Origin of the sequence: Bradyrhizobium sp. CCBAU 11361 (genome assembly GCF_028128935.1) — a bacterium.
GTDB classification, from domain to species: Bacteria; Pseudomonadota; Alphaproteobacteria; order Rhizobiales; family Xanthobacteraceae; genus Bradyrhizobium; species Bradyrhizobium niftali.
Map to the genome: position 1 here is coordinate 1 of NZ_LBJZ01000181.1, position 12,632 is coordinate 12,632.

The following is a 12,632-nucleotide window of genomic DNA, read 5'->3' on the forward strand; positions in this document are numbered from 1 at the left end:
CGGGCATCGGCACGTCCTGCAGCGACGGCTCCGGCGCGGGGTCGGGCGAGACCAGCGTCGGCAGCGCCGCGGTCGCCGGCGGCGGCTCGCCGCGCTCGATCGCGTCCAACCGGCGCGTCTCGCGATCGATCGTGCGCACCGCGAGCCATGAGGACAGCGGCCCAAGATCGACGGTGCGATTGAGCTTGTCGGGGGGACCCGCCGCGAACAACTGGATTTCCGGCGGTGCACCGGAGAGCCCGGTCATGATCGGCGTCAGGCTGGCGCGGATGTCAGCCTGGTCGGCGGGAATGTCGTAGCCGCCGGAGACGATGGCGCGGGCGTTCTTCGCCTCCAGCGGCGTGGCGCCAACGCGCAGCCGTCCGTCGCGGATCGTGAACGGGATCTGCGCCGAGGCGACCGCAATGGGACCCGCCGCCAGCGCGGGCTCGACGAGCTGCCGCAGCCTGTTGTCGTCGGCGACCTGGCCGCCGTCGCTGGCGCGGATGGCGATCTCGAAGGCACGCGGGTTGAGGCCGCTGATTTCCGCAGACTCCAGCGTCACCGTGCCGTTGCCGGCGAGCGCGCCGGTCAACGCCGCAACGCTGCGGCCCTGGCTGGTCAGAGCCATCTGCACCGAGGCACGCCCCTTGGGCAAAGCAAGGTCGCGGTAGCGCAGCGTGGTCGCATCGACATTGCTGAGCTCGATACGGGCGTTCAGCGCAATGCCACCCGCGCCATTGCGCGCGTCAAAGCTCGCCGACATCTCGCCGCCGCCGACGCCGCCCTTCAGCGCATCGAGCGCGAGCGACTGGCCGTCGCTCCGGATCGTCCCGCCGAAGGGACGCAGCTCGACGCCGCCCGGCAACGTGCCGCGCAACGCCTGAAAGGCGATGCGGCCGCGCCAGCCGCCGAGGAGCCCCGCGCTCAGCGGCTCGCCGGCGTCGCGGCCCGCAGCGCCAATGGCCACCGCAAGCGTGGGCACAAGATCGAGCGAGTCGAGGCCGACTTCGCCGTCGACGCTCTTCTCCTGGTCGAGCGTCACCGCCAGACGGCCGCGCAGATGCGAGCCGGCCGCGCTGCTGTCGAGATCGTCGAAGGTCAGTCGATTGCCTGATAGCGCGACGCGGGAGGACACGCTGACGGTCCGCGCCGACTTGTCGGCCGGGCCGGTCCCGAACAGCGGCGCGAGGTTGACGTTGCGCACGCGCAGATTCACGGACGCCTTTGGCTCCGGCGCGGACAATTCGACGCTGCCCTGCGCGTCCGCGTCCAGCCCGCCGCCGCTCAGCTTTGCGTTCAATTGCAGCGGACGGCGCCAGGCGCCGCTTAACCGGCCTTCGAACTGCGAGGTGCCCTCGCCTGCGGCCACCACGCGATCGAGACCGAGCAGAGCCAGCAGCGCGCCGGCCTGCGGGGTCGACAGTTTCGAGTCGAGCGTGAAGTCGCTGTTGCGCAGGCGGTCGATGTCGATGCCGTTGACGGCCGCCACCGGCGTCTGTGCGGCCAGCGTCACGGTGGCCTTGAGCTGCGGCGCGTCGAGATCGAGCACGGCGCGCGCGTCGCTGCGATCGGCATGCTCGGCGTTCTTGTCGAGGCTCAAATCGAGCTTCAGGCGGGTCGCACCGGGCAGCGGCGCGATGGCATCGAAGCGTGCGCGCACCGACGGCGCAAACGGCTCGATCAGCGCGGTCAGCTCGCGCAGCGAACTGGCCGAGGATTTCAGCGCGAGCTTGCCGGTGGCTTTGGTGCGGTCGAAGCTGCCGCTCGCCTCGGTGGTCACGCCGCTGGTCTGGCCGAACCGCAACTCCTCCAGCGACAGCGACGCCGGATTGTAGCCGAGCTTCGCCGCGAGCGGCCGCAGCTCCTGGCCGGCGGAGATCGCACGGCCGACATCGAGCGAGAGCTTTGCCTCCTCCGGCCATTCGCCTTGCGGCCCGGCGAGCGCGCGGACAAAGCTTGCGGCGGCGTCGAGATCGAGACGGTCGGCCTTGAGCTCGGCATCGATCCGCGAGCCCTTGCTCGCGCCAGTCTGGACGAAAGCAATTCGTCCCTCGACGGCGCCGCCTTCGATGTCGGCCTTCAGCCTGTCGATGGCGAGATGGTTGGCGGCAATCGTCACGTCGCCGGCAAGACGCAGCGGCCGCGTGCTGCGGCGGTTGACCTCGCTGCGGCCCTGGAGCCAGGCGACCAGCGTATCGGGATCGGAGGATTCGACGCTGAGCCGGCCGCTGAAACTGTCGGCGCCGGGCGCCGCGCCGTTCAGCGAGAGCTGCGTCATGCCGGGCGCGCGCAGCTCGAGCCGCTGGAACGTCCAGGACCGGCCGTCGGTCTTGAGCTCGGCCGCAATGTTCTGGAGCGGACGGCCGCCCAGCATGATCTGGTCGGAGTTGAACTCGATCTGCGCCGGGATCGGCGCCTGCGGGATTACGGCAAGGCCGGCGCGCAGCGCCGGCAGGATGCGCAGCGGCTCGGCATCGTCCTTGCCGGCCAGCTTGTCGGCATCGAACTGGCGCGCCGACAGCACCGCGCGCAGCAGCGGCGAGGCGCCGAACTTGAGGTCGCCGACGCCGCCGGCTTTCAACGCGTTGTCCTCGGCGCCAAAGCTCGCGTCGATCTGGTCGAATTTGGCGCCGGCGGGATCGGCCTTGAGTTTTGCGGTGAGCTTCCAGGGCGTCGGCCCGGCCTCGCCTGCCTTCTTCGCCGCCGGCACCGCGATCGTCAGCGCGCCGTCGAATTTCGGCAGGCGGTTGTCGAAGGCGAGCACGCCTTCGAGATCGGCGAGGATGGCGCGCTGGCCCGGATCGATATTGAGGTGGAGACGGGTGGCGCTGCCGTCGGGGCTCGGGCCGGAGGAGATGCGGAACGGATAGCGCACCCCGGAGGCGATGAAACTGCCGTCGCCCCGCACCGAGCCGGCCAGCGAGCGGACGTCGCCGGAGAAGGCGATGTCGCTCAGCTCCAGCGTCGAGCGGCTGGCGGCATCGTGCAGGGCGATGCGGCCGGTGAGATTGAGGCGCTCGATCGCCAACGAAGCCAGATTGAACGTTCCGCTCGCGGTGGAGGGCAAATCGACCCGTCCCCTGGCGTCGAGGCCGAGATCGACCGCCATGCCATTGACAGTCAGCTCGGTGGCGCGCCATTCGCCGCGCATCAGCGAGGAGAGGCTGAACTCGACGTCGAGCTTGTCGGCGCGCAGGCGGCCGAGATCATTGTTGCCGCCGAAGGTGACCGAACGCAGCCGCAGCGTCGGCGCCGGCAGCAGCCGGGCGTCGAGTTCGCCCGCCACCCGCACCGGCACGCCGATGATCCGGCCCGCCTCCGCCTCGAACTGGGGCCTGAACTGGTTCCAGTCGATGAAGTAGGGCCCGATCAGCGCGGCCAGAAGCGCAATGATGAAGGCAATCGCCAATCCGAGCAGCGTCGTCTGCACGGGTCTCCCCTCGGCCAAATCGGCATCCGGGCCAAACCTTGCCCCTTGGAAGGCTTCAGGCGCGCCGGAACAGCCCCTTATATAGGGGGAAGTGTGGCGAAGTCACAGCGACTGTTGCGCGCGGAGGTTAACGCGTGGCGCCGCCTCACCAGCTCGCCGGCAAGCTCTTCAGGCCGCGCAGCACGAAGGTCGGCCGCCATTCCGGGTTCTCGACGTCGTCGATGCGCAAATCCGGCAGCCGGCGCAGGAGCGTGGCGATGGCGATCTCGGCCTCGATCCGCGCCAATTGGGCCCCCAGGCAGAAATGGATGCCGCCGCCGAACGACAGCGGCTTGACGTTGGGACGGGTGACGTCGAGCCGGTCGGGGCGATCGGGGTAGACCGCCGGATCGCGGTTGGCCGAGCCGAGCAGGCAGAGCACGGTCTCGCCCTTGGGGATTTTCTTGCCGCCGAGATCGTCGATGTCCTCGAGCGTGACGCGCCCGGTCATCTGCACCGAGGAATCGTAGCGCAGGAACTCCTCGATCGCACCCACGATCAGCTCCGGCCGCGCCTTGAGCAGCGCAAGCTGGTCCGGGTTGCGATGAAGCGCGAGCAGGCCGTTGCCGATCAGATTGACGGTGGTCTCGTGGCCGGCGCCGAACAACAGGATGATGTTGGCGGTCAGCTCCTCGTTGGTGAGCTTGTTGCCGTCCTCCTCGGCCTGCACCAGCTGGGTGGTGAGATCGTCGGCGGGATTTCTGCGGCGCAGCTCGAACAGCTGCTGGAAATACATCTGCGCCATCATGTTGCCGGCGTTGCCCTTCGCGATCTCCTGCGGCGTCAGCGGCACGGGGTCGAGCAGCCGTCCGCCGTCGCGCGAGCTCTTGTAGAAAACCTCGCGATGATCCTCGGGGATTCCCAGCATGTCGCAGATGATGGTGACGGGCAGGCGGAAGGCGAAATCCTCGATCAGGTCCATGTGGCCGCGGTCGATCACGGCGTCGATGGCATGGTCGACGATCTCCTGGATCCGCGGCCGCATGTCCTCGACGCGCCGCGCGGTGAAGGCCTTCACGACGAGGCCGCGCAGGCGGGTGTGATCCGGAGGATCAGACTGCAGCATCCAGTGGCTCATGCTGCGGAATACCGGCTCGTCCATGATCTTTTCGCTGTAACGGCGCTTGGAGCGCTCGACGAAATCCTTGCCGAAGCGCTTGTCGCGCATCACGAGGCTGACATCGGCGTGGCGACTTGCGACGAACTGGCCGAACGGCGTCACATGGATCGGATCGATCGCGCGCAGCCGTTCGTAATGCGGATAGGGATTGCGGATGAAGTCCGGCGACAGCGGATTGAACAGCGGATCGCCGCCGGCGGGTTGCGCTTGCTCGTTCATGGTGACCTCAAATCGGTTGCCGCATGACACGAATACGCCGGCAGCCCCGGCTTGCGCGGCGTAACCATCCCCTGAGATTATCAACTCGATACATTGTTGTATCGAGTTGCATTCTGCCCTAAACTGGTCCGATGTCAAGGATGAGAACCAGGCCGACCAGGGACGATACGCGCGACAAGTTGTTCGAGGCGGCCGCGCGGGTGTTCGAGGAAGGCGGCATCGGCGGCGCCAGCATCGAGGCGATCGCGGCCGCCGCCGGCTTCACCCGCGGCGCGTTCTATTCGAACTTCAAGAGCAAGGACGAATTGATCATCGCCATGCTCGAGGACCATGTCGAGCAGTCGATCCGGCGCAACATGGACATCCTCGCGCAGCACGACAATCTCGACGATTTCATCGCCGCGCTGCGAACGATGGACCGCAGCCGGCAGGATCCGCTCGGCCGCTCCCCCCTCCTCCACATGGAGATGATCCTCTACGTCGCGCGCGCCGAGAAGCGGCGTCCCGAGCTTGCAAAACGCCTGCGCGCGCGGCGCAAGCTGATCGCCGACATCGTCGAGGCGACGTTGAAGGGCAACGGCCGGAACGACAATCTGAACCCGCCATGGATGGCCTCCGTCGTGCTGGCGCTGGAAGACGGCTTCCGCCTGCACCGGCTGATCGATCCCGAGACGACGCCGGCCGACAGCTTTCTGCGCGCGATCACGTATCTGCGGCGGAGGACGGGATTGGCGGCGGAGTGAGGTGGCTGGGCGTGTCTTCTTATGTCCGGAGATAAGGCAGACTTAAGCAGGTAACTCCGTAACGACCGTTTCCGGATCAAGGACCATTGGCGCCATCGACCTAATTCGGTGCCGTTGCCCCAGTCACAGCACTAATGCCTTGATGCAAATGAGGCTTTAAACCGTCATTCTGGCACGGAACAGCCGCGCCTGGCGTCGCGAAATTTCGACATCTGATCCATCGCGCAACTTGGCCAGCAAGCGGCCACCGGATCCAAGCCGGACACTTTGAACAAATTCCAGGTTCACGATCTGCCGCCGGTTGGCGCGGAAGAAGCTTTTCGCATCGAGCTTCTCTTCGACGGTGGCCAGGGACCGTCCCAGCACGGGGCGCTCCTTCCCCCAATACAATCTCACGTAGTTCCCCTCCGCGACGAACAGACTGACCTCGCGCAACGGCAGGAACCAGCATCGCGGTCCGTCGCGGACGAAGAGCTGCTCGAGCGGCTCGTCGTTTGCCATCGCCCGGCTCGACATGGATGTGTGAATCTTGTCGAGCGCCGCCGCAAGGCGCTCCGGTTCGATCGGCTTCAGCAGGTAATCGAGCGCGCTCACCTCGAACGCTTTTACGGCATAGTGATCGTAGGCCGTCGTAAAGACGACGCGCGGCGGCCGGTCAAGCTGAGCCAGCAGATCGAAGCCCGTGCCGCCCGGCATCTGCACGTCGAGAAATGTCAGGTCCGGCGCGAGCGTTTCGATTCGGACGCGCGCCTCGTCGATATTGCTTGCCTCGCCGACGATCTGGACCCAGGTAAACGCGGCGAGCAGCCGACGCAGTTCGAGCCGGGCGAGCGGTTCATCATCGACGATCAGCGCCTTCATGCCGGAAGCCTCACTTGCGCGCTCGCCCGGCCCGGATCGGACAGGTCCAGACGCAGCCGCGCGGCGGGACCGAACAGCAGCCGCAGGCGTTCCGACAGGTTCTTGAGCCCGACATTTTCAGATCCCGAGTCCATCGAGCCGCTCTCAGGGCGGGGATTGGCGACCTCGATGACGAGCTCCGTCGCGGCGACATGTGCCGCGATGCGTAGCGTGCCACCTTGCTTGAGCGGCGCGATCCCGTGCTTGATCGCGTTCTCGACCAGTGTCTGCATCAGCATCGCTGGAATCCGCACCATGATGGCAGCAGGCGCAATGTCGCGTACCACGTTCAATCGCTCTGCCAGGCGAAGCGATTCGAGCGCCAGATAGTCGTCCACCATCTCCAGTTCGCGGGCCACGGTCACGAGATTTTCCTCGCCGGAACTCAACGTGTAGCGCAGGGTCCGGGCGAGCCGGGTCACGGCATCCTGCGCCTTGGCGGGATCACCGGCGATCAAAGCGCGCACGCCGTTGAGGGCGTTGAACAGGAAATGGGGATTGAGCTGCGCCTTCAAGAGCCGCAGCTCCGCGGCCTGCAAGGCTTCGGCGAGCTGTGCCTGACGCAATTCCGCGCGGTGCCGCCGACGCTGTATCGCGATGCCGAAATAGACCGCAACCCAGATCCCATAGATCAGGAGAGAGCCGATGAACTGATTGCGGAGCTGGTCAGCGAAATTGAGCTTGCGATAGACTGCGCCCAATATCGGCACGACAGGCGTGCCATAGAGCGTCGACGACAGCGCCATGGCGACGAGAGAGGACGTCATCGCAATGATCAGCAATCCGGCCAGAACTCTGCCCAGCAAAGCCAGCGGCGGCAATTCAAGCCAGGCATGACGCCTGGAGAACCAGCGCAGCGTTTGGGTGAGGCCGATGGCCGCCGCGCAAACCCCGCCCCACATGGGGCCTGCCTTGCTCCATGGCGCCCCGGCGAGAATGACCTCTCCGGACGATTGCCAGTAGAAATAAAGGCCCCAGCCAACGAGCTGCAGGGTCCAATAGGCAAGGCTGGTTCTGGACGACAGAGACTCCGATCGAGAACCGCCGCGTTCGGTTGTCATTGGCTCATGCATCGCCCGCGACATCTACACCACCTGCGACGCAGTTCCCAGCGCCATAAGAACGGAGCGGACCGCAAGCAAGTCGCCGCGGTGCCCCTCAACCGCAGCAACGACCGCTCGCCATCGCGATTCGACCGCTCGTCATTCTTCCGGGACGAAGCGGCGATTTCAGTTTTGGGTTTGCCTCCCCGTTACCTATTCTGATGCGGGAATTGTCAGCGCGGGTGGCCGCCAGGATCCTCGCATTGGAAGGATTGATGACCATGATTTCGAGAATATCGCTGTTTGCAATGCTGACGTGCTGGCTCGCATTTTACGGCGAGCTGTCAGCCGCCGCGACAATTGGGGATGTTCGGATCGAACACGTCACCGTCGTTTCGCCGGAGCGGGCAAGCCCGCTGCGCGATGCCGAAGTCTATATTCACGACGGCCGCATTGCCTCGATCACGACCGGCGGAGCGATGGGCTCAGCAGCCGGCGCGGCAGCGACGGTCACGACGATTGACGGCACCGGGCTCTATCTGGCTCCGGGCCTCATCGACAGCCATGTCCACCTCGGTGCCATCCCCGGAATGACCGAAGAGCAGGAAGCGCGGCATTCCGATATCGCGCGGCTTGCCAGGGATCAGATCCCGCGCAGCTACCTGCTTTACGGCTTCACGACGTTGGTCGATCTGATTTCAACGCCGCAAAGGATGGCGCGCTGGAACGATCACGACGTCGTCCCGGACACCTATTTCTGCGGCGCCGCCGCCGTGATGGACGGCTATCCGATGAATTATTTGCCGAAGCCGCTACGCTATCGCGCATTTCCCTACCTGCTGATCGAGCCGGACACGGCAGCCCCACCCGACATCGCTCCCGAGATGCACACGCCCGTGGCCGTGGTGGCGCAGATGAAAGCGGATGGCGCCATATGCGTCAAAACCTTTTACGAGCACGGTTTTGCCGGAGTGCGCAACCTGCCGGTACCCAAGGCCGAGACGATCCGAGAGTTGGTCCAGACCGCTCACGCCGCGGGACTGCCGGTACTGATGCACGCCAGTTCCATCGAGGCGCAGGCCTTTGGCCTCGACACCGGCGTCGACATCATGGCGCACGGACTATGGGGCTGGAACGAGGCTTCGACGGTCACCGAACCCACCCCAGCGGTCAAGACGGTACTCGATGGCGTGCTGGCGAAAAATGTCGGCTGGCAGCCGACCATCCAGGTGCTGTACGGCGAACGGGATCTCTTCAGCACAACCTTTCTGTCGGATCCGCTGTTGGCGCGTGTTCTGCCATCGGGTCTGATCAACTGGTATGGATCCGCGGAGGGGCAATGGTTTCACGATCTGCGGGCCGAGCGCTTCCGTGCCAAGGATCGGGACCCCAAGGCCGTGGAAGCGGATGCCAACGAGCGGTTTGCGCTTCCGATCGACCGTGTTGCGCACGCCACGGCCTATCTCGGGTCTCATGGCGGGCGGCTGCTGTTTGGGACCGATACGCCCAGCGCACCAATTTACACCAATCCCCCCGGTCTCAACGGCTGGTTCGAAATGCATCGTCTCGTCGCGGCGGGCGAGACGCCCGAACAAATATTTCGTTCCGCGACCTTGTCCAATGCGCAGGCGTTGAAGCTGGATCAGGATGTCGGGACCGTGGAGGTCGGCAAGCGGGCCAATCTGCTATTGCTGCGTGAAGATCCGACGCAGACGATCGAAGCCTATGCAGGGATTCTAAAAGTGTTGCTTGGTGGCCGCGTGCTGGATCCGGCCGACCTTGTTGCCAATCGCAGTCACTAATTGCCCGGCCAAGAAGCCACCACAGATCGAGGAGTAACCACCATGTGCAAGCGACCCGCCGGCCCTGCCGGACTACTCGTTCTTGCAGCGGTGATCGCGCTTTCGCTGCTTGCGCCACTCGCCGGCAGCCCGTCGCCTGCGCGCGCGGATGGTACGTATCGCGCGGGCGTCGCGCAGATCACCGTGCCGGACGCAGTCAGCGGTGTTGTTGGCCTCGGCGATGCGCAGATGCCTCCGGTCCCGTTTGAGGTTCTCGTGGCCTACCCGACCGACGTAGCCGAAGCCCCGTTCGAGGCCGGGCCCTTTACCATCCACGCGAGTCGTAACGCACCGATCGCCCCGGCGAAGACGTTCCCGGTGCTGCTGTTCTCACACGGCAACGGTCGTGGCGGAACTCCCCGCCATGACCGCGATCTGATCACCTCGCTGGCACGAGAGGGCTTCATCGTTATCGCCCCGTTCCATTCCGGGACCAGGCCTTTGCGGGATCGACCGCGACAACTGCACAAGGCTCTCGATCAGGTTCTCGCTGACCAACGCTTCGCCGCCCAAGCTGATCGCTCGCGGCTGGGTATTGTCGGCTACTCGTTTGGCGGTGCGGTGGCGCTCATCGCCGCCGGCGCAACACCGGACTTTGCCCACCTCGTTTCATACTGCCGCGGGCGCACCGACGATCCGCGCGCCTGTGACGGCACCGACACGAATGACACCTCGCACGTTATCTTCGGGCAAGCCGCCGACGTGCTCCCGGTCAAGGCGCTCGTGCTCTTGGAGCCGTTCGGCGCTCCGTTCGACCGGGAAGCGCTGACCTCATTGACGATGCCGGTGCTGCTGTATCGGGCCGAGCACAGCGACCTCCGCCCGGAAGGCAATATCTTTGCGCTTGCCGCGGCATTGCCGCGTCCGCCGCGGCAGGAGAGCGTGCCTGGTGGACATTTGATTTTTGTCAATCCCTGCACGCCTGCGCTCATGAAGGAAGCGCCCGCCGACTGCAAGGTCATCGCAAGGGACGCCGCAGGGGTCGACGGCGCCGCGATTCTTCGTCGGGTCGAGGCCGACGTGGCCGATTTCTTGCGAAGCAATCTCTAAGCCAATGCTCTCGCGTGGAATGTCTCTTGTTGGCCCATAGCTCCCTCGTTAGGGCGCGTTGCCCGGCGCGATCAGCAGGCCGAGCGCGGCCGCGCCGCCTGGGCGCATGATTTCAACACCGACCGCGCTGCCTCTGCGACGTTCATCGCGCTGCCCGGCGCGTCGTTTGTCGTCAACGGCGCGGCAGCGGCACGCGACGCCGCGCTGACAACGGCCTCGGCCGAGATGACCTTCATCAGCGGCATTTCCCTCGCAGCAACGTTCGAAGGCGAGTTCTCGCAGGTGACGCGCTCTTACGCCGGCAAGGGCGTCGCGCGCTATACGTGGTGATTAAGCTGCCTCACCTGGACCGCCTCGGCGTCAGGCAGGCGTTATAGGCGCGCCCGCCGCCGATCAGCGTTCCGGCAACCCGGCCGCGATCAGCGCCTGTTCGATCCGGCCGCGCGCTTCCATATAAGCGGCGCTGACATTCTTGGTCGGGATCCCGATGTTGCTCACGGTCGAACCGGGCCGCAGCTTCAAGCCTTGCGTCAAAGCCGCATGTGCTTCGTCCGTGCGGCCCAACCGCTGGTAGGCCGCGGCCAGCAGTATCAGCGGACGCCCGGATGCCGGCGTGATGGCGATGGATCGCTCCAGCCACGGCAACGCTTCTTCGTCGCGGCCCATCATCAGGTAGCTCACTCCCGCGCCAAGCAGCCAGGTCCAGCGCGACACCGGCGGCGTATCAAACCGGTCGGCTTGCTTGAACGTCGCCAGCGCGTCCTCGAACCGGCCCAGTGGAAGTTGCGCCAGGCCGATGTGGAACAGCGCCATTCCGTCCCAGGGGTCGAACGCCAACGTCCTGGCGCAAGCCGCCAGGCTTTCGGTGAATGCGTTGGTGGCGTTGAGAAAGCGGCAATAGGCTTGAAGCACCGGAATGGAAACCGGCCTGCTCCGCAATGCGCGCTCCAGCATCGCCTTGGCATTCTTCTCCGCCGCCGCGGCATCGGCCGGGCTGTACCAGACCATCTGGATGCCGCGCAGTTGCAGCGCGGCGAGCGCGACCTGGATGTCCACATTGTCGGGATGATCGCCGAGCGCTTTTTCCAGCATGGTCTGCGCCGCCGCGAAACGCTCCTTGCTGGTCTGGTTGATCTGAGCGGTGGCCTGCTCGACCACGCCCTTGGCTGCGCCATCGGTCGGCACGCCGGCCTGCACCAGCTCATTGAGGCGCAGCGCGAGCAGATGGCCGAGGCCCGCCGCGAGCCGCGATTGCTGCAAGCCCACGTCCGTCTCGCCGATCGCGACCGAAACCGGCGCCGACCAGACCACTTCCTGGGTTGCGGTCCGGGTCAGGCGGGCGCGCAGTTCCCATGTCGGGCCGGTGTTCTGCAATTCGCTGCTCAAGACGAAGTCCGCTTGCGCCGGGCGCGCCGAGGCCGCCTGCGGCGAATCGCTGCCCGCTTCCGGCGTCACGACGCGGATATTCTCGATCTTCGCCAGCCCGTCAGCGAGGCGGATGGTGACAGCGGCCGCCGTCGGGACGGTGTCGGCTTCGGAGCCGGTGATCGGCATCACGGCGATGGCCGGTGGTCTGGATATGAAGAGGCCGGGGCCAAACATCGGCGCCGCGATCGCAAAGCCGAACGCGGCGCCGAGCACCGCGACGGCGGCGAGCGCCGCCGGGCCGCGCTGGACAAAACGAGACCACCGTGTTTTCGCAAGCTCAGCCTCAGCCGTCGCGTTGGCGACAGGTTCCGCGCCGTCGGCGGGAGGGGCAGCCGCGCCGCCGGCGGGTTCGTTCGTCACGGGCTCGCTCGTCACCGGCTCGCTCGTCACTTGGGCGTCGAGCCTGTAGCCGTGGCCGGGAACCAGCTTGATCAATTGCCGCCGATCGTCACCGAGCGCCGTTCGGAGCTCGCGAATGCATTTGAACAGACTGTCGTCGCCGACATGAACGTTCGGCCAGACCGCCTCCATCAACTCCCGCTTGCTGAGGGCGCGTCCGGCGTTGGCGGTAAACAGCGTCAACATCGCGAAGGTTTGCGGTCGAAGCTTGATGGCTTCGCCGTCGGGCCCGCGCAGCTCGATTCGCGCCCGATCCAGTTCAAAGCCAGCAAAACGGAGCACCGTGCCTCCCCCGGGACGTCTGATGCGGCAGCAAATATCAGAAATGCTCACCAGACCGCAAACACAACGCGAATGTCAGAAAAGGGTCAGAAAAGCACCCGCCCCGCGTCAGGACACTGACACTGCCTGCGGGGCACCCTTGGCGACAACATTAAT

General features: G+C 65.8%; 8 protein-coding genes and 1 pseudogene. 4 read left to right on the top strand and 5 right to left on the bottom strand.

Features of this window, described 5'->3' with window-relative positions; translation table 11 throughout:
- Both XI08_RS23675 and XI08_RS23680 read right to left on the bottom strand, forming a co-directional pair.
- On the bottom strand, nucleotides 1-3,412 hold a 3,412-nt coding region (locus tag XI08_RS23675), incomplete at its 3' end, for an AsmA family protein (protein WP_271576166.1).
- 145 nt (nucleotides 3,413-3,557) lie between these two features.
- Nucleotides 3,558-4,790, bottom strand: a complete 1,233-nt coding sequence (locus tag XI08_RS23680; protein WP_271576167.1) for a cytochrome P450 — start codon at nucleotides 4,788-4,790, stop codon at nucleotides 3,558-3,560.
- A gap of 131 nt (nucleotides 4,791-4,921) precedes the next feature.
- Between XI08_RS23680 and XI08_RS23685 the strand changes: the two genes are divergently transcribed.
- Entirely contained in the window at nucleotides 4,922-5,533 is a 612-nt protein-coding gene (locus XI08_RS23685) for a TetR/AcrR family transcriptional regulator (RefSeq protein WP_271576168.1), read from the top strand.
- A gap of 156 nt (nucleotides 5,534-5,689) precedes the next feature.
- Here XI08_RS23685 and XI08_RS23690 read toward each other — a convergent pair whose 3' ends face one another.
- Together XI08_RS23690 and XI08_RS23695 are read right to left on the bottom strand one after the other, a co-directional pair.
- The gene (locus tag XI08_RS23690; protein WP_271576169.1) at nucleotides 5,690-6,394 is read right to left on the bottom strand and encodes a LytR/AlgR family response regulator transcription factor; all 705 of its coding nucleotides are present in this window, start codon (nucleotides 6,392-6,394) and stop codon (nucleotides 5,690-5,692) included.
- Entirely contained in the window at nucleotides 6,391-7,494 is a 1,104-nt protein-coding gene (locus XI08_RS23695) for a sensor histidine kinase (RefSeq protein ID WP_271576170.1), read from the bottom strand. Before XI08_RS23695 ends, XI08_RS23690 begins: the two co-directional genes overlap by 4 nt.
- 257 nt (nucleotides 7,495-7,751) lie before the next feature.
- Between XI08_RS23695 and XI08_RS23700 the strand changes: the two genes are divergently transcribed.
- The 3 genes and pseudogenes from XI08_RS23700 to XI08_RS46425 form a co-directional block, all read left to right on the top strand.
- Nucleotides 7,752-9,278 carry an amidohydrolase family protein gene (locus XI08_RS23700; RefSeq protein ID WP_271576171.1) on the top strand — a complete coding sequence of 509 codons (1,527 nt, stop codon included), beginning with the start codon at nucleotides 7,752-7,754 and terminating at the stop codon, nucleotides 9,276-9,278.
- 42 nt (nucleotides 9,279-9,320) lie between these two features.
- Nucleotides 9,321-10,367, top strand: coding sequence for an alpha/beta hydrolase family protein (locus XI08_RS23705; RefSeq protein ID WP_271576172.1), 1,047 nt, complete (start codon nucleotides 9,321-9,323; stop codon nucleotides 10,365-10,367).
- A gap of 84 nt (nucleotides 10,368-10,451) precedes the next feature.
- Nucleotides 10,452-10,697 (top strand): annotated as a pseudogene (locus tag XI08_RS46425) (autotransporter domain-containing protein); the annotation flags it as partial.
- A 63-nt stretch (nucleotides 10,698-10,760) separates the two neighbouring features.
- On the opposite strand, the gene XI08_RS23715 reads toward XI08_RS46425, so the two are convergent.
- Nucleotides 10,761-12,527, bottom strand: a complete 1,767-nt coding sequence (locus XI08_RS23715) for a winged helix-turn-helix domain-containing protein (RefSeq protein ID WP_333928046.1) — start codon at nucleotides 12,525-12,527, stop codon at nucleotides 10,761-10,763.
- Nucleotides 12,528-12,632 lie beyond the last annotated feature (105 nt).